This window comes from Halomonas sp. JB37, from assembly GCF_002332255.1.
GTDB lineage: Bacteria > Pseudomonadota > Gammaproteobacteria > Pseudomonadales > Halomonadaceae > Vreelandella > Vreelandella casei.
Window position 1 is genome coordinate 1564696 of sequence record NZ_NRGW01000001.1, and the last position, 25540, is coordinate 1590235.

Consider the following 25540-nt stretch of genomic DNA (forward strand, 5'->3'; position numbering starts at 1 on the left):
GTTGTTCGTGAAGGGTTGTTTGCATAAATGAAGCAGCGGTAATGGGCTTAGCGAATGAACTGGTCGACGTAATCGCTGCCCAGACCACACTCTGAGTAGTGTTTGCGGCACATATCAATTTTAGAGAAAACATCCTCATACCCCAGATGCTTGCCCCACGGGTCGACGTAGTACATCACGCCGTTTACCTGAAATAGCGTGATCATTTCTTCAACATCGTCATCGACCACCAAGGTGTGTGTTTCCCCTGGAGGCTCATAAACGTAGCTGCCCTCCGTGGCCTCCCAGTCGTGTTCGAGGTAGCGCCATCTGCCTTTGAGCACTACACCATGTACGGGATTGGGATGACGATGGCGACTCAGGACGCCGGATTTACGCACCCGCAGCAAGTTCACCCAGTAACCCTGTGAAACGTTGAGGCATAAGGGGCGAAAATGGACGTTTTCAGCCTGGGGTACCCAAATACGTTCGTCTGTGGGAATAGCGTGCGGCACGACAATATCCGCAGCAGCTTCCGCTGGCTGGGCGTATTGATAAGGCATCCGTTTATGTTGTTCTTGAATATCGGTCATCTTATCTCCGTCCATAATGTGGACATTTAAATCATAATGTGGACAATTGAAATCTAAGACACCCAGGTCACTTCGTCAATCATGGTTAAGTCGCACGATATTAGACATTCGTCTTGGAGGACGTATGAGCGAGAGGATTGAGTCCATTACCCAGCGGCCACCGGTACAAGGAGCCGCAGCGCTCGTCAAAGGTTTACGTGTGCTACAAGTGATTCCCGAGTTAGGGCCACAGGCGCATGCAAAAAATATTCAGGAGCGCCTCGGCTTGCCGCGTCCTACCGTGTATCGACTGCTCAATACACTTGAGCAGGAGGGCTTTATTGAGCGCAATCCAATAAGCGATGAATACGCTCTTGGTCGTCAGTTGATTCACCTGGCACATCAATCGCTGACTCGCAGTGATTTGCGCGAGAGGGTGCGGGGAGTGATGCACGAGATCAGCCAGCAGACAGGGGAGACCGTGCATCTGGCGATTCCGTATGGTTATCACATGACGTTTATCGATAAGGTCGAATCGGCCGACGCCGTGCGTATGGCCTCTTATATCGGTATGCCGGTGCCTATGCACTCAACCGCGGTGGGTAAAGCCTACTTGGCCGCACTGAGCGAAGAAGCCTGCGAACAATACCTAGCGCGGCTAACGCTGGAACCTATCACGGTACAAACATTGACGAGTCTGGAGGATTTACGAGGGGCACTGGCAGTGACGCGCAAGCAGGGCTATGCCATTGACGATGAAGAAAACGAGCTAGGTATTATCTGCTTCGGTCAAGCGGTGAATGGCGTCGATGGGCGCGTCTCGGGGGCGATCAGCGTTAGCGTGCCGCGCTACCGTTTTCAAGAGGGGACCGCCCACCATATCGTGACGACCATCCAAGAGCACCTTAGCGCGCTGCACTGAGGGCTCTTGCAGCGCTTATGATGAAAACAAGCCATTCCTCTAGATTGGCGGTTAAGAGTGCATCTTTTCTCTCGCCTGACAGGCCGCTGCGGTGAACAGTACATCAGTCGAGGAGTTAAGCGCGGTTTCGGTTGAGTCCTGCACCACGCTGATCACAAACCCAATAGCCACTGCTTGCATGGCCACTTCCGTCGGGATGCCGAACAGGTTAGCAGCCATGGGAATCAGCATTAGTGATCCGCCCGCCACGCCTGAAACGCCGCAGGCCGCTAGCGCTGAAACCATGCACAGCAGCAGCGCTGTGGGGAAGTCAACGTTAATGCCCAGCGTATGGGTAGTGGCCAGCGTTATCACTGTAATGGTGATAGCCGCACCACACATATTGATCGTCGCTCCCAGCGGAATCGAAATAGAGTAGGTATCGGCATCTAACTTCAGGCGGCGGCACAGCTCCAAGTTAACCGGAATATTTGCGGCCGAGCTACGAGTGAAAAAAGCGGTAATCGCGCTGCCACGCAGACAAGTAAATACCAGTGGGTAAGGGTTTTTTCGGGTAGTTAAGTAAACCAACAGCGGATTGGTTACTAGTGCGACAAATAGCATGCAGCCCACAATTACGCCCAGCAGCTGGGCGTAATTGAGTAGCGCCTCAACGCCAGATTCTGCCAGCGTACCGGCCACTAAACCAAAGATACCCAGCGGCGCTAAGCGAATCACCAGCGTTACAATACGGGTTATCGCCGTGGATAAATCACTTAAGGCTTGCCGGGTGGTATCGCTAGCTTGGCGAAGCGTTAAGCCAAGGCCGATTGCCCACGCTAGGATAGCGATAAAGTTCGACTCCATCAGCGCGCCAACGGGATTGGTAACCGCATTTAACAACAGGTCGCGTAGAACGTTAACGATGTTCCCAGGCGGGTTGCCATCCACTTGCACTGCGTTCAAGGCAAGTTCAGTGGGAAATAGAAAGCTTGCTGCTACCGCAATTAACGCAGCGATTAGAGTGCCTGCCACATATAGCACCAGCACGGGACGAATATGGGTTGGCTGACCTTTTTGATGAGCAGAGATGGCAGCGGCGACCAGTACAAACACCAAAATGGGAGCCACCGCCTGCAACGCGGCAATAAATAGCTGGCCAAATAGTGCCACATTGCCAGCCATGCCCGGTGCAAACAGGGCTAGCAGTACTCCAGCAACGATACCCATTAAAATCTGTGGGATAAGACCTAGCCGTAAAAATGGCCGAAAAACGGCTTGGACAGTAGCGATCATTGCGCAACTCTTAGATAGTGGGAAGTGAGTGGCGTTGCGGCAAGGGGCCGCTAACGCGCTTGAATCGGGCGGTATTCTATCAGTTGCGGGTATGCCATGGGCGGCTGTGTCAAAATCTTGGCGCACATCTCCTAAAAGAGAAACAGGATATATAATGCGTTGGACGTTGAGTTTTAACATTCAGTGATGCATAAAGCGTAACTTGCTACTTTCTATAACAATTCAGGCAAATTTCTAATGCTTATCAAAACGTTGTTGGTTGCACTTGTAGCGCGAATGATTTCATCATTCGCGCTAGCTGCTGACTACTATGTGGATATTACTAACCGCACTGGCTATACCATCATACCGCGCTGCCTGGCGCTATGAACATCTCAAGCTGATGGCGCTCGCCGTCCAGCGGGATACGAACATCGCCCTGTGGTCGTGTCAGTGAATGGCCATCTAGTAACGCATAAGCTTCCTCGCTAGTTGTGGCTATGGTGACGGCATAGTGCGTGGCGCCGATGCTGAAGGCGGCACTAAAGCCTGGCCAGTCGCTAGGTAAGCAGGGGGCGATAACCAGCCATCCACCTTCTCGGCGGATACCCAAGATGCCCTCAATACCCGCTCGGTACATCCAGCCTGCTGACCCCGTGTACCATGTCCAGCCACCGCGCCCTGTGTGCGGCGCAACGGAGTACACGTCCGCGGCGACAACATAGGGCTCAACGCGATAACGAGCCGCGTCATTGGCCGTTCGAGCATGGTTAATCGGGTTGAGAAGTGAAAAGAGCGCGTGTGCCTTGCCGCCTTCGCCGAGCTTAGCAAAGGCTAATATCGCCCACATAGCTGCATGGCTATACTGCCCGCCGTTTTCACGCATACCCGGTGGATAGCCGCCAATATAGCCAGGGTCGCGCTGGGGTTGGTCGAAAGGAGGCCAGAACAATAGCGCAAGCTGTTCGTCTTGCAGAATGAGTTCGCGTTCAAGCGAACCCATGGCAAGCGCCGCCCGGTGCGGCTCTGCTGCCTCCGAAAGTACTGCCCAGGACTGGGCAATCGAATCAATTCGGCACGCATCGCTTGTCTTGCTGCCCAGCCAGCTACCGTCATCAAAGGTGGCGCGCCGATACCACTGACCATCCCAGGCGTTACTTTCCAACGCTAAACGCAGGGCCGTTGCGTGGGCGCGCCATCGCTTGGCTCGGCTAGCCTCGCGCTGCTCTGCAAAGGGTAAAAAAAGCTCAAGGGTATGTAGCAGCAGCCAGCCTAACCAGACACTTTCGCCTTTGCCCGCTTCGCCAACACGGTTCATGCCGTCGTTCCAGTCGCCTCCGCCGATCAGCGGCAGGCCGTGTTCACCCGTTAATGTCATGCTCTGGTCTAAGCCGCGGGCGCAGTGCTCAAATAACGAGGCGCTTTCTGCCGCGACCATCGGCTGGAAGAAACAGTCGTGCTCGTCAGGCGCGAGCAGGGCGCCTTCAAGAAAGCTTACCGGCTGGTCGAGCACATCTTCGTCATGGGATGTCGCGATATATCGGGCGCAGGCATAGGCTAGCCATACTCGGTCGTCGGAAATACGCGTGCGCACGCCTTGGCCAGAGTGTGGTAGCCACCAGTGCTGCACATCACCTTCAACAAACTGGCGCGATGCGGCCCGCAGCAGGTGCTGTCGAGTGGTTTCGGGGCTGGAAAAGGTTAGCGCCATACCGTCTTGCAGCTGGTCGCGAAAACCGTACGCGCCGCTGGCTTGATAGAACCCAGAGCGAGCGGTGATCCGACAGGCAATGGTTTGATAAAGCAACCAGCCGTTAAGCATGATATCCGTGGCGCGGTCGGGCGTGGTTACCTGCACGGCATTGAGCTGGGCTTGCCAGTGTGCGTGAACCGCGGCGAGTTCAGCATCAATGTCGGCCTGGCGATAACGCGCAATCAGCGCCTGTGCCTCCGCGGTTGATTTCCCCTGGCCCATCAAAATGACCACATCCACGCTTTCGCCCACCGCTAGCGTCACGCTGCGCTGTAGCGCGGCACACGGATCTAATCCCGCACCGTGAGCGCCAGAAAGCGGCGCCTTAGTGCGTAGCCCCGCAGGCGCTGACAGACTACCGCCAAGGCCAATGAATTCGCCGCGGTCGGCTGTCCAGCAGGCAGGCTGAGAACCGACATCGACAAACGCGACTCGGCCTGGAAAGGCAATGTTCCAAGGTTTTTCGACCATCAATGCACCGCTTTCAGCATCCGGATGCGAAATTAGCAACGGTGCCGAGGCGCTGCGCGATGTGCCCATCACCCACTCTGCATAGGCGGTTACCGATAGCTTGCGTGGCCGGTCTGAATGATTGCGCAGACTTAATCGTGAAATCCTAAGGGATGCATCTAAGGGAACAAAGTGTAGTAATGCTAGCGCGATACCGTCGGTTTGATGCTCAAACTGGCTATAGCCGAAACCGTGCCGCGCCAGGTAGCGGCCCTGATCCCGCACCGGGCGGGCGGTGGCGGTATAAAGTGCCAGCGATTCTTCATCACGGACATAGATAACGTCGCCACAGGGGTCTGCCACCGGGTCGTTTGACCACGGCGTTAACTGGTTTTCGCGGCTATTATCCGCCCATAGATAGCCCGCGCCCTCTGCCGATACTTGGAAGCCAAAGCCCTCATTAGCGATAACGTTAATCCAAGGGGCGGGTGTTGAGCTGCCTTCATCAAGTACTGTGACGTACTCGCGGCCATTGTCGGCAAAGCCGCCTAGGCCGTTAAAAAACTCAAGCGCTGGAAGCGGCTCAGGTGCAGGATCGCTGGCCTTAATGGGGCTGTGCTTGGGCAATAAGGTGCGCTGTAAGTCTGGCAGCACCGATTTAGCGGGATGGGCGGGCAGCGTCAACGCTAATTGATGGGCAATGTTGCCTCGCTGAGCCATTAATGCAACGCAGGCCACCGACTGCAGCTGCATGCGTACTTCCAAGCTTATGAGATCAGCACGCAGCGCTACGATGCTGCCGTGGACATGGCCAGAGCGCAAATGTGGCCGCGCCTGGCTGCTGAGTACCGCGGTCTCGATGGCTTGCTGCAAATCTTGAATATAGGAGGAGGCTCGCTCGTTGATAATCACTAGGTCCACGACTAAGCGTTTCATGCACCAGTATTCATGCGCGCGCAGCAGCTGATGCACCTGGGCAAGATCATCAATCGTGTCGATACGCAGCAGCACAATGGGCCGATCACCGGAAATCCCATGTTGCCAAAGCCGTGACTGTGGCCCGGCCCCTCGCTCTATGGCATCCGCAGGCGCTCTAAAACGCGCGTCTGGATATAAAATCGGCGCGGCTAAGCGTTGAAAATCAGCGGCTTCCTCCGGTTGAATGGCTAAGTGGCGAAGCTGAACCTGAGCCTGAGTCCAGGCCAGTGTTTTGGCGCGTTCAAAGGCGCTGTGATGATGGTGCTTATCTATTAAGTCGATAAGTGCTTCGCGCGAGGAAGCCACCACGGTCCAGTAAGCGATCCGAGCGGCTTTGCCTGGTGCTAGGCGAAGGCGGTAACGCAGCGCAAATATTGGGTCCAGAACGCTGCCGACCGTACTTGACAGAGGCTGCCCATCGCTAAGCGCGGCGGCGCTTAACATACTTTCACCACGGCCTAAGAACCGAGCGCGGTCGGTCTCAAACTGCAGCTCGCCCACAGTGTCGCCTTCCACGACGGCAAAGTGGGCCGCCCATACCGGCTCTTCGTCAGGCGTGCGCTTTCTGCGTGTGGCCACTAGCGCGCTGAAAGCTTCCAAATACTCGGTCATCACAAACATTTTAGCGAAGGCCGGATGAGCATTGTCGGCATCCGGCGTGGTCAGCACTAATTCTAAATAAGAAGTAATGTCTATATCGCGGGCGCGCCGACCGCTGTTAGTCAGCGAGAGGTGGCGTACTTCGCTATCGTCCTCGCCGGATACCAACACTTCCATATGCGTGGTGATATCGTTGTGACGATGCGTGTAACGCGCGTAATCCTCGGCAAAGGTTACCTGGCTATGCTGGTCGGTGATGTCGGCCGCGTGCCTAGCCATTTGTCCTGTCGCGGTCCATATGCTGGGAGATTGGCTGTCGCGTAGAAAGATAAAGCTTCCCAGGTGGTCGCGGGTGGCGTCCGGCTGCCAGCGGCTAATCGCGATGTTACGCCACCGACTGTAGCCGCCACCGCTGGCCGTTAGCATCACTGAGTAGCAGCCGTTAGAGAGTAAATGAGTCACCGGCGCGGCGCTGGCCACCGTGGAAACGTGGCGCATCGTTTGCGCCTCGTTAATACTCTGGCTGGCGGTTGATTTCACCTCTTCAGCGCGGGGATGAATGATGGCTACATCGCGGGGAACACGCTCTTGCAGTAACAGCTCGCTGGCCTGAATCATTGGCTCGCGGTGAAAGCGCGCGCGCATTTGACCATGATTCAAGGTATTGGCAATCGCCACGATAGTCATGCCCTGATGATGGGCCATAAAGCTGCGCACAATGACCACCGTTTCGTCAGCCGGCAGCCTTGAACGGGTAAAGTCGAGCGCTTCATAGAAACCGTAGCGGCCTAATGCGCCCATCTCCGCTAGGCGGTTAAAGTTTCGACAGGCGCCGCTGGGGTCAACCATGGTGGCTAAACCGGTGGCATATGGTGCGATTACTAGGTCCGCAGAGAGCCCGCGCTTGAGGCCCAGGCCCGGCACGCCGAAGTTGGAGTATTGATAGGTGAATTCCAAATCTCGGGCGCTGTAGGCTGATTCGGAAATGCCCCAGGGGGCGGAGCGCTGAGCGGCATAAATTTCTTGGCGTTTCACTACCAGTCGATTGGTTTGTTCGAGTAGGCTGCCGCCGGGGGCGCGCATCACCAGTGACGGCATCAGGTATTCGAACATTGAGCCTGACCACGAGATCAGCGCAGAGCCGAACGTTAATGGGGTTGCCGCACGGCCAAGCCTAAACCAGTGGCGAGTAGGAATATCGCCTTTGGCAATGGCAAACAGGCTGGCTAGTCGCGCCTCGGAAGCCAGCAGGTCATAACAGCTGGTATCCAGGCAGTGATCATCCAGCGAGTAGCCAATCGATAGCAGCTGGCGCTCAGTATTGAACAGAAAGGCAAAATTCATCCCCATGGCAAGGCGTCTAGTAGATTCAGCCAGTTGCTTCAGGCGCATGACGAGTTGACTGTCTTCCTGATGGGACTGTTCCTCTTGGTTTTCTCTGTCCTGGCGGTGCTGCGTCACGGTGGCATGCAGTGTTTGTATCCAGAACAGCAGGTCATCGCTATTGCTTACCAAACTGAGGGTTTTGTCGATGAGTAGTGCGGTATTCGCCAGGCATTCTGGCCCCATTGCATCGCCTTTGAGCAGGCCTTCAATGGCATCAAAGTGCACGGTGAGCTGAACCACGTCTTTTTCTGGAAGCGTTGAGGCCTGTGCAAGTGCCTGACGAGCAAGATATAAAGTGTCGGCGATACCTGCGCGTGGGTCGGGTAGGTAGGTGGCTTGCTGCCAGGTTTCGCAGGCGTTAGCGATGACGATGAGATGGCCTGCCAGGTTGCCGCTATCAACCGTTGAGACATAGCGTGGGTTCAGCGGGCGTAGGTCGTGAGTCGCATACCAGTTATAGAAGTGCCCTCGGTAGCGTGGCAGCGTCAGCATAACGTTAAGCGTCGCTTCGAGGCGCTCTAGCGCTTGATGGGTGCCTATCCAACCAAAATCTCGGGCGGCCAGTGTGGAAAGAAAATACAGCCCCATATTCGTAGGCGAGGTGCGTTGAGCCAGTACGGGTTGTGGGTCTTCTTGAAAGTTATCCGGCGGTAAACGGTTATCGGTGGCGGTGACAAAGGTTTCAAAGTAGCGCCAGGTGCGCCGTGCAATTACGCGTAGCTCAAGGGCTTCATCGGCCGAAATAGAGGGCTGGACCACGGCACTTTTATTGCTGCTTAGCCACCAGGCAACGGCCGGTGCCGCCAACCAAAGTAGCGCCATAGGAACGGCGATTGGCCACACATCGCCTGCCGACCAAAGCGCACTAATGGCCACCGCTAGCCCAAGCGCAGTGCCCGGTGCCATGCGTTGGTAAAACCCTAAGATGCTCAGTGCCGGGCTTTTCATCGACTGCGCCGCCGAGGTCCATTCAAGCAGGTGCCGGTGAGTGATTAATACACGGTTTAAGGTTCTAGCAATGGCATCCAGCATGCGCCATGCCTGATCGGGTAAAAAAACCACCTGCAGCAACACCTGACTGCTACCCAGCGTTAGTTCGTCAAACCAAAGATGATAATGATGGCGTAGCTTGGCTTTCGCTCGGAAAGGGATAAACGATGTGGCTAACGAAAGCAGCACCGGGGCTCCCATAACGACCAACAGCAATAGCGTGCTGATGATGGCCATGCTGAGCGGTAGCTGCCAACTGACGGCAAAGCCTGCAAGCATCAGGGGGGGCAATAGTGGGCGGCGCAGATTGCCCAGCATTTTCATCCGCCCGGTAAGCGGCAGGGCTGAGGTCTTTAGCCATGGTAGTAGCTGCCAGTCGCCGCGAGTCCAGCGGTGCTGTCGCTTAGCGGCAACGTCATATCTTGCCGGAAAATCTTCAATCACCTCGATGTCAGAAGCGAGCCCCGCGCGGGCAAAGACGCCTTCAAACAAATCATGGCTGAGTAGGCTATTGTCGGGTACTCGACCCGCCAACGATGCTTCAAAGGCATCAATGGCATAGATGCCTTTACCCGCAAACGAGCCTTCGCCGACTAAGTCCTGATAAAGATCTGAAATAGTGGCGGCATAGGGGGCAATGCCGCCGGGGGATGAGAAGAGCCGCTGATAGATAGATAGAGCCTTCGCCCCCGGTAGGTAACGATGGGATGACACGAGGCTGTAAAATCGCGTAACCCTCTACTACTCGCTGTTTTCGCTGATGAAGGCGCGGCTGGTTTAACGGGTGCGCCATCTTGCCGATCAGCCGGCTTGCCGCACCGCGAGGCAGGCGCGTATCCGCATCGAGGGTGATCACATAGCGAATATCACCAGGCACTGCGGGTGGATTGATAAAAGTGGTGTCGGTGGCTCCGCGCAGTAGACGATTAAGTTCATGCAGCTTGCCGCGTTTACGCTCCCAGCCCATCCAGGTGTTTTCAGTACGGTTGAATACCCGTCGCCGATGCAGTAAGAAAAAGCGCTTATCGCTGCCAGTGACGCGGGAGCTGGCTGACGCTTGAGCGCTACCCGCCAGGCCATAACGTTCATTTAACTGCTCGATCAGCCTGTGGCCCGTGGTTAATAGCACTGTCTCTGCTGGAGAATCCGCTTGATGAGCATCAATGCCGTCAGTCAATAGCGCGTAGGTTAGTGCCCCGTCACCGCTAGATAAATGATGTACTTCCAGACGCTCAATCTGTTCACGCAGCTCCTCTTCACTGGTGAGCAGCGTTGGCACGACCACCAGCGTACGACAGTGGGCAGGAACACCTTTGGAGAAATCGAGGCTGGGCAGCGGCTGGGCATCGATGCAGTTAATAAACAAGCGATTAACGATCAGTGTGGCCACTTCAACAATAGGCAGTAGTGCGAGTACGCCGAGTAGGAGTAGCCAAGCTAGCGAAGCATCGCTTATCGCCAATGGCAGGGCGGCTAGTGTACTGCCGGCCAGCACTATTCAACACAGTGTCACCGCCGCCACTGTCACGATATAGCTGCTAATCCCGTAGTGAATAAGTGTGCGGCGCAGCCGTTGACGAGGGGAGGGGGCAAATCCCACCGTTTGTTCGAGAGTAGTGCGCCCCGAGCCAATTAAAAAGTAGCCAGGATCGCCCATGCGGGCAGCTTCTATTGAGTCATCGGTGCTTGCCACTGTCTTGTGCGATAGAGCAAGCGCTGCATCCACAATCTCAAGCTCTGAGTGCTTAGAGCCACGCGCGAGTTGCTCTATGGCGCTGCGATACTGGTTGCGGGTGGGGAAATCTAACTGCTCAAAGCCGCTGTGTTGCCCCAGCCTTCTATCCACTAAGCTGACGCTTTCAAATAGCTCCGCCCAGTCGATGCTGGACACCAGCCGCATACTGGTGATGACATTGCGCACGCTAACGTTGGCAGCACCTTGGCGCTGTTGAGCGTGCTGAACCACTTCATCAATGGTTTCACCCTGAAGGCGGAGCTGTTCCTCTAGCCAGCCAATGAGCGGGCTGCTGCGCGGGTCTAAGCCGCGTACTCGTTTAGCGAGTTGAGCGATAAACGGCTCAGCCAGCGCTCCTTTGTGAGAGTTAAAGGTACGAATGCCTTCACTTAGAGTGTCAAGCGCCATTGCCGCTGGCTGATCGGACGGCGCTAGCCATTTAGCCGCGAGGTCATCGGCTGCGTCTCTCGCCGTTTGTTCGCTGATCATTTGATCGGCTAGCCGGCGCAGATTTTCCACCAGCACAATGCGCAGCGTGATAGCAACGGCCCATAGCTCGCCAATGGTGAGCGGTTGAACACGCTGATATGCGCTAATAAAGGTGTGTAGATTAGCCAGATCAACATGACTATCGGTGTGCGCCACAAATGCCCATGCGATGCCAAAAACTCTTGGATACCCGGCGAATGGGCCGCTTGCAAGCTTAGGTAGCTGGCGATAGTAGCCGGGGGGGAGATCGCTGCGAATCTCTCGAATTTGAGATTCAATCAGGTGGTAGTTATCAAGTAGCCAGGCGGCTGCGGGAACGATGTCGCGGTTGTTTGCGAGCGCTGATGCGCTAGCGCGATAAACGCTTAGCAGCGTTTGCGCGTTAGCGTCGAGTCGTCGCGTTAGTGATACTACTTTGGGTGGGATGCTGGTTACTTTTTGAGCCAGTGCCAGGCTGCCAGCATGCTGTTCCAGGCGCTCTGCGCTGAAGAGTTCCTCTCTAACGGGGGTGGTAGAATCCCACGGCGCTGCAAACGCATGGTGCGGACGCACAAAACGAAGAAATTGTTTCACAGGTTCCATCCTGGTGAGAGTGCGCTTCAAGAGCCACACAAACGATACTTCCTTACCAGGACAGTGGTCGTGCCGCGCGCCTTCGTCCGTGCGCTAGCGCACATAGCATGGATTAATTGCGCTTTGTTTAGATGTTTAAGCCTTGTTAGTTATTAATTATCAGTGATTGGTTATTTTGGATTGGTTTTTTACAACCCGTTTATTTAAAGCTATAAGCGCGTTGATAGGGCATTAAACGATCGCTTTCTGCTTTTACGACGGCATAGCACTCACAGCTAAGCTGTTCCAGTAATGCTCTGTTTAGAACGGTAATATGCCCGCGTCGATAGTCAATGGCACCGCGTTTATGCAGTTTTCCGGCCGCCTCGGTGACGCCTTCACGCCGCACGCCAAGCATATTGGCAATGAGTTCTTGCGTCATGACGAGCTCGTTGCCGGGCAGTCGGTCTAGCGATAGCAGCAGCCAGCGACACAGCTGTTGGTCAATCGAGTGGTGGCGATTGCACACCGCCGTTTGCGCCATTTGAGTAATCAGCGCTTGGGTATAGCGCAAGAGCAAGTGGAGCATTGCTCCATGGCGGCCGAACTCTTCGCGTAAGCTCGCCGCGGGTAAGCGCAGCGCGTGCCCGGCACTTTGCACGATAGCGCGATTTGTTGTGCTTTCCCCTCCCATAAACACGGCAATGCCAACCAACCCTTCGTTACCGACGACCGATATTTCCGCCGAGTCACCGTTTTCGGTAACATACAGCAGCGAAACAATTGCGTTAATTGGAAAGTAAACGTGCGCAAGCGTAACACCTGGCTCGTAAAGCACCTGGCCTAACGACAAGTGGAGCGGTTCAATTAGCGGAGTAAGCCGCCGCTGAGCGTCAGCCGGCAAGGCTGCGAATAAATGATTCTGTGCCGTTAAATCACGATCTTTCATCTGTCATCATCCCTGAGAGAGCGTGTCATCGTGCGTTTGAGCATACGCTATCGTTCGTTGGCTTCATGCCTGCGCAGTGTCCAGTAGCCTCCCCATAGACGTGTTGCCGTGGTGACAAGACATGCACTGGCAAAAAGGGTCGCTAGGGTCGAAAAGTGACCAGGGAAAAGGCAAAAAACCACCAGGGCGAGTACGGTTTCAGTGCCCTCGGTTAATCCTTCTAAATAATAGAACGCTTTGTTAGGAAAGTTGGGGCGAGTAAGGGATTTTTGTTTAGCGGCAATGGCGAACGCCAGAAACGACGTGCCGGTACCGATAAAGGCAAACAGTAGCAGGGTCGCTGCAAGCGCATTTTGGGCTGGATTAGCCAGCGCAAAACCAAGCACGACAGCCGCGTAGAAAACAAAGTCTAGCCCGATATCAAGAAACCCGCCTGCTTCGCTGGTGCGACCACTTATGCGTGCTAATGCACCGTCCACGCCGTCGCCGATGCGATTGAGCACAATGGCGAGTAAGGCGAGACCATAATGCTCCCAAGCTAACAGTGGCAGGGCGGTCATGCCGATCAAGAAAGCCCAGAGCGTGGCCTGGTCCGGCGTTATACGCCATTTGTGCAACGCGTTGGCGAATCGCTTGAGAGGGCGCTGAGCCAGCGGCATCGTCCATCGGTCTAGCATACGCGGCTCCTTACTCTGCATATAAGAAATTAATTAACTATGGCAGTAGCTTGCGAGCTAATAAAGCCGTTTTAATAGCTAGCGATAGATAATGATTAGAACTAAAGACTGTTAGACTTTGGTGGTAAATGCGGGTAAATGACTGGACTGAATACCTATTGCAGTGAAATAAAGGGCGCCATAGGAATACCCGCAACGCGTGTTAGTAGGCTAACCGACTACGCGTGCATCCTCGACATCCGATCACTAATATCTCGAAAGCGACGCTAATTGTATGCATAAAACTGCCCTGATGACGGTATGGGATCAGCTATGGAATTCCCATTACCAAGCCAAAAACCTATTGATGTGCGCACTGCCCACTGGTGGTGCCGCGAAGGCAGCGGCTTCCAATGCCAAGCGCGAGCCATCCCCTGACCCTAAACCACCGGCCTACACGCCGCCGCAGAAGGTGGGGTTACTGCTTGGGCCTTTGCTATTTGCTTTTGTCGTGATGTTTTTTCATCCCGAAGGCTTAAGCTTTGAAGGGCGTATGGTGCTTGCGACCACGCTGTGGGTGGCCGTATGGTGGATCACGGAAGCCATCCCTATTCCCGTTACCTCGCTATTGCCCATCATCTTACTGCCGATTACCGGCGCGCTCGAAGGCAGTAAGGTCACCGCTGCGTACGGTAATCCGATCATATTCCTATTCCTAGGCGGCTTTATGATCGCGCTGGCCATGGAAAAGTGGGATTTGCACAAGCGTATAGCGCTGTCGATTATTGCCGTATTGGGTACCAGCATTAATAACATCGTGTTTGGCTTTATGGCCGCCACGGGCTTTTTATCGATGTGGGTATCCAATACGGCGGCAGTCATGATGATGCTGCCGATCGGGTCGGCTATTGTTTACCAAGTGAGCCAAGAGCTGAAAAAAAGTGATGAGGATCACAGCGGCGAAATTGATAAATTTAGCAAAGCGTTGATTTTTGGTATTGGCTATGGCGGTACTATCGGTGGCCTGGGTACGCTGATTGGCACGCCGCCGAATATTATTCTCGCGGCAATTGTTAACGAGCTTTTCGGTATCGAGATCTCTTTTGCTGGCTGGTTAATGTTTGCTTTTCCCGTTGTCGTGGTACTGCTATTCGCCACATGGCTGCTGCTGACTCGCGTATTTTTCCGAATCAAATTTAATCATTTGCCGGGCGGACGTGAACTCATCCACAAAGAAAAGGCTGCCTTAGGCACTACTAGCTTTGAAGAAAAAGCGGTGCTGGCGGTGTTCCTGCTGGCTGCCTTTTTGTGGATCACCCGCTCATTTTTATGGCAAGGGCAGATCATCAATATTCCGGGTATCAGTGACACGATGATCGCGATTTTTGCTGCAATTCTGCTGTTTTTGATTCCCTCCAAGAACAAAGGCGGCTGCCTGCTAGGTTGGGACGTTGCTAAAGACGTACCTTGGGGCATTTTGCTGCTGTTCGGTGGAGGCTTGGCCATTGCCGCAGGCTTTGGTTCTTCAGGCTTAGCAGAGTGGATCGGCGGACAGATGAGCGTGCTGGAAGGTGCTAACTTCCTGCTAGTGATCCTGCTGGCAACCGGTATGGTACTGTTCTTAACCGAAATCACTTCGAATACCGCAACGGCGACGATGATTCTTCCGGTGCTGGCGTCACTGGCATTGGCGCTGGATATTCATCCCTTCGTACTGATGGTGCCTGCTGCCATGGCGGCTAACTGCGCCTTTATGTTGCCGGTGGGTACTCCACCAAACGCGATTATCTTCGCCACCGGTAAGCTTAAAATTATTGAAATGGTGCGTACCGGCTTCTGGATCAACATCATTGCCATGCTTTTAATCGTGGCAGCGGTTTACTTCCTGCTACCCGTGATGTGGAACGTTGACTTAACCAGCTACCCAGATGCCTTCCGTCGCTAATATGCCATGCTAGTGTCTGAAAGCCCTGCCTCGAGCGGGGCTTTTTGTTATTGGGAGATTGTGTGGGTTGATTGTTATGATGCCGCTACACCCTTTGCAATTGAGCCTGTTATGCGACTACTTCACACCGCTGATTGGCACCTGGGACGGCTATTTCACAACCTTTCGTTGCTGGATGATCAGCGCCATGTGCTCAGCCAACTCCTTGAGATCATTGATCGTGAAAAGGTCGAGGCGGTATTGATCGCGGGTGATATTTACGATCGTTCGGTGCCTCCTTCCGCCGCGGTAACGCTGCTGGATGAGGTGCTTCACGCGCTGTGTGAGGTGCGCAAACTTCCGGTCATCATGATTTCAGGCAATCACGATGGCGCTGAACGGCTGCGCTTTGGCGCACGCCACTTGCGTCAAGCCGGGCTGCATATTCTCTCTGACCTAGCTGACTTCGCGACCCCCGTGACGCTCACTATTGATGGCGTTGAGGTAGATGTTTTCGGTATTCCCTACGCTGATCCTGAGCATGTGCGCAGTCACTTTAAGGTCGACGTGCACGATTTTGACGGTGCCCATCGTTATTTGGTCGAGCGAATTAGCGAGCAGCGTCACCCAACGCGCCGCTGCATATTGATGAGCCACTGCTTTGTTGCTGGCGGCAGCGCGTCAGATTCAGAGCGCCCGCTGACTTTAGGCGGTGCCGAAAGCGTTGCCTGGGAGCCGATGCAAGGCTTTGACTATGTGGCGCTTGGCCACCTGCATGGCCCGCAGTATCGCGGTGGCGAGCACATTCGCTACAGCGGCTCAATACTCAAGTACAGCTTTTCTGAAGCCCGCCAGCACAAAGGCGTTACGCTGGTGGATTTAGACGCAGGTGGCGTCACGAAGATTGAACAGATTACGCTGTTGCCAAGCCGGGAAGTCCGCGTGCTGGAAGGCGAGATTGACGCCTTGATCGCCCAGGGCCGAACCGATAAGAACGCAGACGATTACCTGCTGGTGCGGTTAACCGATCGTCACGCCATTCTCGATCCGATGGGTAAGCTGCGCGAGGTTTATCCTAACGTGCTGCATCTCGAAAAGCCGGGCATGTTAGAAACCCGCGGGGGGCAGCAGCTTGATCGGGAGCGTTTACGTTTTGATGCGCTGGATATGTTTGGTGATTTTTTCAATCAGACTAGCGGAGAGGCTATGAGCGAAGAGCAGGCGCGGGCCATGGCAGAACTCATTAACCAGCTACAGCGCGATGAGGCTCAAGGATGACGCCATTAACCCTGACCATGCAGGCATTTGGCCCTTTCGCAGGGACTGAAAACATTGATTTTACTGCGCTAGGCACCAGCCCGCTGTTTCTTATTAACGGCCCGACTGGGGCGGGCAAAAGCTCGATTCTGGATGCTATTTGCTTCGCACTATACGGCCAGACCACCGGCAATGACCGCGATCCAACGCAGATGCGCTGTGATCAGGCGTCCGATACGCTGTTAACGGAAGTAACGCTGAGTTTTCGCCTGCGCGGTGTGGACTACCGGGTAAGGCGTGTACCTCAGCAAGAGCGCCCCAAAGCGCGCGGTGAAGGTACCACCACCCATAGTGCTGAAGCGCAGCTATGGCGGCTAACCACGGGTGGCGAGATAGATACCTGCCTAGTGGCGCGTAAGGTCAACGATGCGACCGCTGAGCTGCAGGCGTTAATCGGGCTAAATGCCGACCAGTTCCGCCAAGTGATGGTGCTGCCGCAGGGCAAGTTTCGCGAACTGCTAATCGCAGATTCTGCCAAGCGGGAAAGCATTTTTTCTCAGCTGTTCCAAACGCAAATTTTTCAGCGCATTGAAGAACGTTTGCGTACCCAGGCTAATCAAATCGTGCGGGACGTTAATGATCATCAGCATCGGGTAAAAGGCATCTTAGAAGCCAGCGATGTTGAAAGCGAAGCGGCGCTGAGTGAACTGCTGGAATCGCTCATGCCAGATCAGCAGGTCGCCAACGATGCGTTAGCCGCCGCTAAGCAGCAGCGTGAAAACGCGCAGGCGGCCGAGCGTCAGGGGCAAGAGCATCAGGCGTTGTTTGATCGCCAGACGGCGCTGATTGAAGAGCATCGCCTGCTGCTACAGCAACAGCCTGAGGTCAATCACGCCCAAGAGCGTTTAAGCGCACATGAGCAAACGCAGGAGCTGGCGGCGCCGTTTCACAGCCTCCACATGGCGCAACAAGCGTCGCAGACTACTCAGCAAGAGTATGGGCAGGCTCAGGCGAGCGTCGAAAAACAGCGCACGGCCTACCATCAGGCTCAGCAAGTGCTGCAGCAGGCGCAAGCTCATTATCACCAGCTGCCTGAACGGCGAGAGCAGGTCGGCCGATTACAGCAAGCCCTTGAGCAGTTTCAAGCGTTAAACCGTGTCGAAAAGACGTTGCATCAAGCCCGTGAGGCGTGGCAGGCGTTAGATCAGACCGTCGGCCAGCAATTACACCAGCGCGACACCATCGCTCAGCAAGGGGAGGCGCTAGCCGCGCAGTTGAAAGCGGAGCAGGCGGAGCGCAATAGCTTGGCAGGCAGTGAAGCAGTGCTGCAAGGCCGCCAGACCCTGCGCGACCAGCGGCATACGTTGGCGGGACTTGAGACTCAGCGCAGTGTGCTCAGCGAACAGGTAGCTCAGGCGAGTAGCCAAGTAGCAAGTCACCAGCAAACCCTCGAGCGCTGTCAGCAGCGTGCCACTGAGCAAGAAATGCACTGGCACCAGGGTCAGGCAGCGCTCCTGGCAGCTCGGTTGGAGATTCACCAGCCTTGCCCAGTTTGCGGCAGCTGCGAGCACCCAGCGCCCGCCGCGCCAGACCAAGCGGCCGTGACCCAGGCGGATGTAAAGCGTGCGCGCATGGACTACGAGCAGGCGCAGCAGACGTTGGTGAAAGCCCAGCAGCTGCAACAGCGGCTAGCCCAGCAGCTTAGCCACAGCGATGAGCAGAGTGAGCAATTACGCCGCACGCTCGGCGAGTGGAGTAGTGAGCCCCTCACCGCATTAGACGCCGCCTGCCAAGAGAGTCAGCGCGCTTTGGAGCGCCATCAAGCGCTTGTTCAACACATACAGACGCAGGAGCTCACCCTTGAGCAGCGGCGTAGCGAGTGGAAAGCGCTGGATGCTCAGATAAAGTCTCAACAGCCCGATGTAGAGGCGGCTCAAAAGCGCTGCCACCAGTTAGAGGCTCAGTGTGAGCAGCTGCGCGCGTCGTTGCCTGAAGCACACTCATCATCGGAGGCCTTACAGGCAGAACTGACACGCTTGCAGGGTGAAATTCAGCAGGGCGAGACGGAATGGCAATCGGCTCAGCAGACTGCCCATCAGGTACAAACAGCGCTTGCCCAGGCTGACACTACGCTAGCGGGTAGCGCCCAGCGTGCAACAGCAACGAGCGAGGCATTAACGACCGCCCAGCAAGAATGGCGTAGCGCGCTTGAACGTAGTGTGTTTGAAAATGATGCAGGCTTTTTGCAGGCCCGTTTGGAAACATCGGCGCGCCAAGCGCTGGTTGAAACCGTTACGCACTTTCAGCAAGAGCTTGCCAAGCTAGAGGGCCAGCTTGAAGCCAGCAAGGCGCGTCTTGAGGGCCTGGCAGCGCCTGACGTAAAGGCACTCGCTGAACGGGTGGCCGTAGCGCAGGCCCGCGAGCAAACCTGCGATGAAACCTATCAACGCCTGGCGGCACGCATAGCCCAGTTAACCAATACCCAGCAGAAGCTTAAGACGGCCCACACGGCTCAGGCGGCGCTTGAAGCCCAGTACCAGCTGTGGGGCACGCTAAGCGAGGTTGCTAATGGCCGCACCGGGCATCGTATTAGCCTGCAACGCTTTGTGCTTGGTGTGCTGCTCGATGACGTGCTGATTCAAGCCTCCGCGCGGCTGGTACGCATGAGTCGCGGACGCTACCAGCTAGTGCGTCGAGAAGACCCGTCAAAAGGCAACAAAGCGTCAGGCCTTGAGCTAGATGTAGCGGACACCTATACCGGCAAAAATCGTTCGGTAGCGACACTTTCCGGCGGTGAATCATTTATGGCCGCGTTAGCACTGGCGCTGGGGCTTTCGGACGTTGTGCAGGCTTACGCTGGCGGTATTCAGCTGGATACACTATTCATTGACGAGGGATTTGGCAGCCTGGATCAAGATGCCTTGGATCAGGCCATTGCCATGCTTAGCGAGCTGCAAATGGGCGGGCGCATGATTGGTGTTATCTCACACGTCAGCGAACTCAAAGAGCAAATGCCCGTCCGTATAGACGTGCGTGCCAGCCGCCACGGTAGTTCGGTGGAAATAAAGGGCGCACTTCTTTGATGTCTAAGCTTTTTAATGCCTCAGTCTTTAATGCCTCAGTCTTTAATGCCTCAGTCTTTGATGTCTGAGCCAGCGTTAGTTCACGCTGCGTTCATACAGTATGTTTTATAACGTGAGTTAATCTTTAAACGGGCCTAAAGATAATATCGACCTAGGAGTACAAGGATGAACGCAAGCAAAATTTTGCAGCAGTTGATGCAGCAAGCCGGCGGTAGCCAGAAGGGCGGTAGTGGCAGCGGTGTCGATGTTAAGGGAATGCTGAGCGGGCTTTCTAAGCACTTAGGCGGCGGTGGCGGCAGTAGTCAAGGCAACGGATCCTCCGGTGGTTTTGACGTAAAGAGCCTGCTGGGCGGCGGTGCTATGGGCATGCTAGTAGGCTCCAAGCGTGGCCGCAGCATGGGCGGCAAAGCGCTTAAGTATGGCGCTATTGCGGGCGTGGGCATGCTGGCTTGGAAAGCGTGGCAGAGTTCACAAGCTGCTAAAGACGTCGGCGCGCAGCCCTCCGCTGAACAGGCGAGTGCGGCAGAGGGCGAGCGGGTAGAAGTGCTCAGCGGTGAATTCCAAGAGCGGCGTAGCCTTGAACTGCTGCAGGCGATGATCATGGCCGCACGCGCCGATGGCCACATTGACGAGCAAGAGCAGGCGCTGATTACCGAACAAATTGATGCGCTAGGGGCCGACCAGGAGATGCACAACTGGGTAGAGCAGCAGCTAAAAGCACCGCTGGATGCCCCGGCGTTGGCTCGCGAAGCAGACTCCCCACAGGCCGCGCGTGAGATGTACTTGATCAGCGTGGCGGTCACTGATGATCAAAACCCGATGGAACGTGCTTGGCTAGACCAGCTGGCCAGTGCTCTTAATCTATCCAAAGAGATGACGACTGAGCTCGAGCACCAAGCTCAGCAGGCTGGTTAATGCTCGAAACGTTCAATCTATGGCTGGCCACTGGCTTTGGGCTAGGGCTGGCGCCAATAGCGCCGGGTACGTTTGGCTCGTTGCTGGGTGTTCCACTGGCATGGTGGCTGCTGGGCAGGCCGACGTCTCATCAGGCGGCGATCATAGCGGTATTGATAGCCATTGCGATACCGGTTTGCCATGTCGCTTCGCTGCATTTTGCCGGCTTGGATCATGGCAGCATTGTGGCCGATGAGTACGTAGCTTTTCCTCTCGCCGTGATTGGTTTGCAAGCGGCCCGCCACCCGCTGGTAATGGCACTGGCATTCGGCGTTTATCGTTTTTTCGACGCGTTAAAACCACCGCCGATACATTTAGCAGAGGCGGTGCCGGGTGGTTTAGGTATTGTGCTGGATGATGTTATCGCTGCACTAATCACCTGGTTTATCGTGGCGGCTGCATTGGGGCTTTGGCAGCGTCGAGCCAGCACTATCTAATACGTGATCGCAATAAAAAACCTCGCAGGCAATAGCCTGCGAGGTTCTAGTTTTAGCAGCTTAGTGGTCTTGTCTGATGACTTACTCCTTAACCACAATCACCGACTTGGCATTGACGAATTCAAGCATGCCGAAGCCGCCATGCTCGCGTCCATAGCCAGAGTCTTTTACACCGCCGAAGGGCATTTCTGGTGTTGCGACGCCAAAGCCATTGATAAATACCATGCCGGTATCAAAGTACTTGCTGGCAAGCTCTGTCGCGCGCTTAACGTCTTTAGAGATGATCCCGCCCCCCAGACCATAACGGCTGTCGTTGGCGATACGCATGGCGTCTTCATCGTCTTTGGCGCGAATCAGTGCCGCCACCGGGCCAAACAGTTCGTCGTCATAAGCGGGCTGCCCAGGGGTCACGTTGTCTAGCACGGTGACCGGGTAAAACGCGCCTTTACCTGAGGGCTTTTCACCGCCGCAGAGAATTTTTGCGCCTTTGCTTACGCTCTCTTCTACCTGCTTATGAAGAGCATCGCGCAGATCAACGCGGGCCATGGGGCCAAGGTCGCTACCTTTTTGGTTGGGATCGCCTGCGGTCAGTGCCTGCATACGAGCCACGTAGCGTTGTTTAAACGCATCATAGTTCTTTTCAGTCACCACAAAGCGTTTAGCCGCAACGCACGTTTGGCCACCGTTATAGACACGCCCTTGAACACAGGTTTCTACCGCGAGATCGAGGTCGGCATCGTCAAGCACAAGATAAGCATCGTTGGAGCCTAGTTCTAACACGGTCTTTTTCAAATGTTCGGCGGCTTTAGCGGCGACTTTGCGGCCTGCACCGTCACTGCCGGTAAGCGTGACGCCGCGAACCGCAGAATGACCAATGACTTCATCAGACACGTCGTGAGATATCACAAGCGTGCGGAAAACGTTCTCGGGAAGGCCCGCTTCGCGATAGATTTTTTCCAGTAACAGGCCGCTTCCGGTCACGTTTTCGGCGTGCTTAAGCAATACGCCATTACCCGCCATTAGATTGGCGATTGAGTAGCGCACGACTTGATAAGCCGGGAAGTTCCAAGGCTGAATGCCGTAGATGACGCCCATCGGCGAATAGGTAACAAAGCCGCGTTCACCATTGCCAGGCTGGCGCTCTTCGTCAGCTAATTTTTTAGGGCCATGTTCAGCGGTGTAATCACAAATGCCAGTACACAGGTCAACTTCTTGGCGCGCCTGGTCAGGCAGTTTGCCCATTTCTTTGACCATCAGATCGGCCAGTGCTTCTTTATGCTTTTGAAGCGCTTGGCCAATCGCTTTAACCATTTTAGCGCGACTTTCAAGAGACTCAAGACGCCATTCCAGAAACGCCTCGTAACAAGCATCCACTACCTGCTTGGCTTCACCGCTGCTCATTAGCGCATAGGTATCGAGGGTTTCGCCGTTAGTCGGATTAATCGTCGTGATATTGTTGCTCATAAGATCTCCTATCTTTAGGTCAACGTGTTGGTCAAATCGCCCAGCTCCTGGGCGTTTAATCGACCGGTCTATTTCTAATGTAGAGTCACTTTAGTACAAACTGAGGGCTTATGCACAATGAAGCACTTATTGTCGGGCAATGAATTATGAGAGTGGTTCCATACGCTTGTTAAAAGCGCTTTGCATTACTGATGATTTTTTTCATCGATCAAGTATTTTTTGATGATTTTTTTCTTTTCCTAATCAGCGTTTTATTTTTTTATTCAGTTATTTTAATTAAATCATAAGCTTATGATTATTATATTATTGGCATGGCATTTGCTTTGAATTTGTTATCCGGTGAAATCGCCTTCGTATTAGCAGCGCTGGTAGAACAATCAATAACATTTCTATAGGAAACGTCACATGCAGTTAAGTCCTTTTAATCAAGTAAGTAGCTTTAAAAGCGCGGGTAAGCTGGTCACTGGTCACGGAGCTGCCCAGCAGTTGCAGCTCTATGTGCAGTCGCTGGGGATGCAACGACCGTTGATCGTGACCGATAGGGGGGTGGTGGCTTCAGGCACGCTGGATATCATCACCGAGCAGCTCATGGCGCTAAATGTGCCCTATGCAGTATTTGATCAGATTGCGCCCGAGCCTGAAGTGGAAATAGTTGAAAATTGCACGCGTGCTTTTAATGGTGGTCAGCATGATAGCGTTATCGCCGTAGGCGGCGGAAGTGGGATGGACATCGCCAAGTGCGTGGCGGTATATGCACACTATGAAGGCCCGCTTGAGGGATTGTTTGGTGAAAATAAAGTTGCCCAACGTGAGGTGCCTTTAATCGCCATGCCAACCACGGCGGGCACAGGATCTGAAGTAACCAATATCGCAATTTTGTCGGATAAAGTTCAGAAGATGAAAAAGGGTATAGTAAGTGATTGCCTACTACCTGACGTAGCTATTGTAGCGCCGGAGTTGACGCTGAGCTGCCCGCGTTCAGTAACGGCGGCCAGCGGGGTCGATGCGTTGGTGCATGCGATAGAAGCCTACCTTTCTAACTTCGCAACGCCGATTACCGATGCCTTAGCGGTTAAAGCCATGAACTTGATCATCCATGCGCTACCCAAGGCATTTGCTAACCCTAACCACCTTCAAGCCCGTGAAGACATGGCTACTGGCAGTCTCTTGGCGGGATTGGCGTTTGGTAATGCTGGTGTGGGGGCGGTGCATGCCTTGGCATATCCATTAGGTGGGCGTTACCACTTGGCTCATGGAGTAACCAATGCACTCTTGTTGCCATTTGTGATGGAGTGGAACAAGTTGGCCTGCGTCGAGCGCTTTCGTGGCATTGCGGTGGCCTTTGATGAACCCGTGGCTGGGCTTTCGGATGATGCCGTTGCCGATGCGGTTATCAAGCGCATGCATAAGCTGTGTGCTGATGTGGAGATTCCTGCCGGTTTACGCTCTTTTGATATTCCTGAATCCGCCATTCCCGAGTTGGCCGCCGAGGCCATTAAGGTGGAACGTTTGCTACGTAATAACCCGCGGGTATTAACGCTTGCGGATATTGAGGCGATTTACCACGACGCTTATTAATGCGCCGCTAATTAAAACGCCATAACGACAAAACGTTTATTAAAAAAATACTAACAATTTTAAAATAGGAGCCCATGCCATGAGTGCTTGGAAACATCGCGTTGACGGTGAAGAGAGCCCGTACACCCCGTTAGGGCCATTTAAGCTACGCCTGCCGTTTTATCATTACCGTTTTGAACTGCCCGATTACCTGCAGGGCCTATTAATGTGTGCGGTGGATCTTGCCGCCATTCCATTGATGATGCAGTTACTAGGCATGCCGTTTGAAGCAGCGTTGGCCATTGTAATTTTAAATGGCTTGCTCTATTTGATGCATCATCTGCTGGGTGATCCGGTTATCCCAGGTTGGATTACCCCCGCTATTCCTCTGTTGATGGCTTATGTGTCGACCTTTCCTGAGGGGGTAGACAGAGTTCATGCGCTGATTGCCTTTCAGATGCTATTGGGGATTATTGCGCTTGGGCTTGGGGTAACGGGTATGGCTAGCAAGGTGGTGCGGCTAATCCCTTCTGCTATTAAAGCGGGTGTCATTATGGGCGCTGGGCTGGCGGCCATTGTCGTGGTGTTTGATGAGGGTGGTCGCTTTGAGCAGTATCCTTTTACCATTGCGATTGCGGTAGGCGTTGCGTTCTATCTGATTTTTTCTAAGCACTTTAATAAGTTGAAAGCGCAGGGCGGGCTTTGGGGCGCGATCGGTAAGTTGGGTATTTTTCCCATTATTGTACTGGCCATCGTGGTGGCACCACTGTTTGGTGAAGCACCGTGGCCTGATGTGGAGTGGGGGTTTAGCCAGCCTGATTTCGCGCTGATGTTTAGTGAATACACGGTGTTTGGTGTTGGCTTGCCGCCGTTGACGATGTTTTTGACCGCGTTACCTACAGTTATCGCCGCTTACATTGTGCTGTTTGGCGATGTGCTTCAAAGCAAGGCGTTACTGGAAGAGGCTGATGAGAAACGCCAGGACGAAAAAATCGATTATAACCCTAATCGTGCACACATGATTTTTGGTGGGCGTAACTTCGGAATGAGTATCTTTGGTCCCGATGTGGTGATGTGTGGCCCGCTGTGGGCAGCGATGCATGTAGTAACGGTGGAGCGTTACAAGCAGGGCAAAGCAGCGATGAACTCTATCTTCGGCGGCTCCGGCTCATTCCGCTGGGGCACGAATACCGGTTTGTTGCTGTTGCCAATTGTTAGCTTGGTGGAGCCCATCCTGGGGATTGCATTGGCGCTGACGTTGTTAATTCAGGGCTACGTGAGTGTACGTATTGGCATTATGGAAGCGCGCAGCCAGCGAGACTTAGGTATCGCGGGAATTATTGCTGCCATGCTGGTCATTAAAGGCGCTACCTGGGCTTTTGCGGTGGGTATCTTGCTCTGCGCGTTAATTTACGGCAAACGCTTCTTCTCAGGTGAGGTGGATAAAACCTTCGTGAAGGACTGGGACGAGGCATTGTTACCGGAGGCTGATCCCGAGCCGGAGGTGCCATTGCGCAAATAACAGACACTGCCTCTATAGTGGCTTAAACGCTATTAGGTAGAAAATCAATGTCCACCGCGAAAGCGGTGGGCGTGGTC

At 54.4% G+C, this 25540-nt stretch carries 16 protein-coding genes; 8 read left to right on the forward strand and 8 right to left on the reverse strand.

The features are described 5' to 3' along the window. Positions 1 to 47 precede the first annotated feature (47 nt). Positions 48 to 572: a 2,4'-dihydroxyacetophenone dioxygenase family protein gene (locus tag CIK78_RS07285; RefSeq protein WP_096278628.1), complete on the reverse strand. Its 525-nt coding sequence runs from the start codon at positions 570 to 572 to the stop codon at positions 48 to 50. 124 nt (positions 573 to 696) lie between these two features. Here CIK78_RS07285 and CIK78_RS07290 point away from each other — a divergent pair, with 124 nt between their 5' ends. Next, a complete protein-coding gene (locus tag CIK78_RS07290; protein WP_096278630.1) occupies positions 697 to 1473 on the forward strand; it encodes an IclR family transcriptional regulator in 777 nt (258 codons plus the stop codon). Positions 1474 to 1524: 51 nt separating this feature from the next. Here CIK78_RS07290 and sstT read toward each other — a convergent pair whose 3' ends face one another. From sstT to CIK78_RS07310, 6 genes are all read right to left on the reverse strand, one after another. After that, positions 1525 to 2748, reverse strand: coding sequence for a serine/threonine transporter SstT (sstT, locus tag CIK78_RS07295; protein WP_096278632.1), 1224 nt, complete (start codon positions 2746 to 2748; stop codon positions 1525 to 1527). Between the two features lie 343 nt (positions 2749 to 3091). Continuing rightward, positions 3092 to 9208 (reverse strand): glucoamylase family protein, encoded by a 6117-nt coding sequence (locus CIK78_RS18050; RefSeq protein WP_343218235.1) that lies wholly within the window; start codon positions 9206 to 9208, stop codon positions 3092 to 3094. A 244-nt stretch (positions 9209 to 9452) separates the two neighbouring features. After that, entirely contained in the window at positions 9453 to 10379 is a 927-nt protein-coding gene (locus tag CIK78_RS18055) for a hypothetical protein (RefSeq protein WP_225734294.1), read from the reverse strand. Positions 10380 to 10382: 3 nt separating this feature from the next. Further along, positions 10383 to 11681, reverse strand: a complete 1299-nt coding sequence (locus CIK78_RS18060; protein WP_225734295.1) for a hypothetical protein — start codon at positions 11679 to 11681, stop codon at positions 10383 to 10385. A gap of 199 nt (positions 11682 to 11880) precedes the next feature. Beyond that, positions 11881 to 12609: a Crp/Fnr family transcriptional regulator gene (locus CIK78_RS07305; protein ID WP_096278634.1), complete on the reverse strand. Its 729-nt coding sequence runs from the start codon at positions 12607 to 12609 to the stop codon at positions 11881 to 11883. Positions 12610 to 12656: 47 nt separating this feature from the next. Next, positions 12657 to 13286 (reverse strand): CDP-alcohol phosphatidyltransferase family protein, encoded by a 630-nt coding sequence (locus tag CIK78_RS07310; RefSeq protein WP_096278636.1) that lies wholly within the window; start codon positions 13284 to 13286, stop codon positions 12657 to 12659. Positions 13287 to 13578: 292 nt separating this feature from the next. On the opposite strand from CIK78_RS07310, the gene CIK78_RS07315 reads away from it, so the two are divergent. The 5 genes from CIK78_RS07315 (at position 13579) to CIK78_RS07335 (ending at position 20920) form a co-directional block, all read left to right on the forward strand. Next, positions 13579 to 15210 carry a DASS family sodium-coupled anion symporter gene (locus tag CIK78_RS07315; RefSeq protein WP_096282311.1) on the forward strand — a complete coding sequence of 544 codons (1632 nt, stop codon included), beginning with the start codon at positions 13579 to 13581 and terminating at the stop codon, positions 15208 to 15210. A gap of 111 nt (positions 15211 to 15321) precedes the next feature. After that, the gene (locus CIK78_RS07320) at positions 15322 to 16467 is read left to right on the forward strand and encodes an exonuclease SbcCD subunit D (RefSeq protein ID WP_096278638.1); all 1146 of its coding nucleotides are present in this window, start codon (positions 15322 to 15324) and stop codon (positions 16465 to 16467) included. Then, positions 16464 to 19529: an SMC family ATPase gene (locus CIK78_RS07325; RefSeq protein WP_096278640.1), complete on the forward strand. Its 3066-nt coding sequence runs from the start codon at positions 16464 to 16466 to the stop codon at positions 19527 to 19529. Before CIK78_RS07320 ends, CIK78_RS07325 begins: the two co-directional genes overlap by 4 nt. 165 nt (positions 19530 to 19694) lie before the next feature. Next, positions 19695 to 20444, forward strand: coding sequence for a tellurite resistance TerB family protein (locus CIK78_RS07330; RefSeq protein ID WP_096278642.1), 750 nt, complete (start codon positions 19695 to 19697; stop codon positions 20442 to 20444). Then, entirely contained in the window at positions 20444 to 20920 is a 477-nt protein-coding gene (locus CIK78_RS07335; protein ID WP_096278644.1) for a phosphatidylglycerophosphatase A, read from the forward strand. The genes CIK78_RS07330 and CIK78_RS07335 overlap by 1 nt, the downstream gene beginning before the upstream one ends. An 81-nt stretch (positions 20921 to 21001) precedes the next feature. Here CIK78_RS07335 and CIK78_RS07340 read toward each other — a convergent pair whose 3' ends face one another. After that, positions 21002 to 22384, reverse strand: coding sequence for an NAD-dependent succinate-semialdehyde dehydrogenase (locus CIK78_RS07340; RefSeq protein ID WP_096278646.1), 1383 nt, complete (start codon positions 22382 to 22384; stop codon positions 21002 to 21004). A 405-nt stretch (positions 22385 to 22789) separates the two neighbouring features. Here CIK78_RS07340 and CIK78_RS07345 point away from each other — a divergent pair, with 405 nt between their 5' ends. Both CIK78_RS07345 and CIK78_RS07350 read left to right on the forward strand, forming a co-directional pair. Beyond that, positions 22790 to 23962, forward strand: a complete 1173-nt coding sequence (locus CIK78_RS07345; protein WP_096278648.1) for an iron-containing alcohol dehydrogenase — start codon at positions 22790 to 22792, stop codon at positions 23960 to 23962. Between the two features lie 79 nt (positions 23963 to 24041). Beyond that, positions 24042 to 25463, forward strand: a complete 1422-nt coding sequence (locus CIK78_RS07350; RefSeq protein ID WP_096278650.1) for a hypothetical protein — start codon at positions 24042 to 24044, stop codon at positions 25461 to 25463. Positions 25464 to 25540 lie beyond the last annotated feature (77 nt).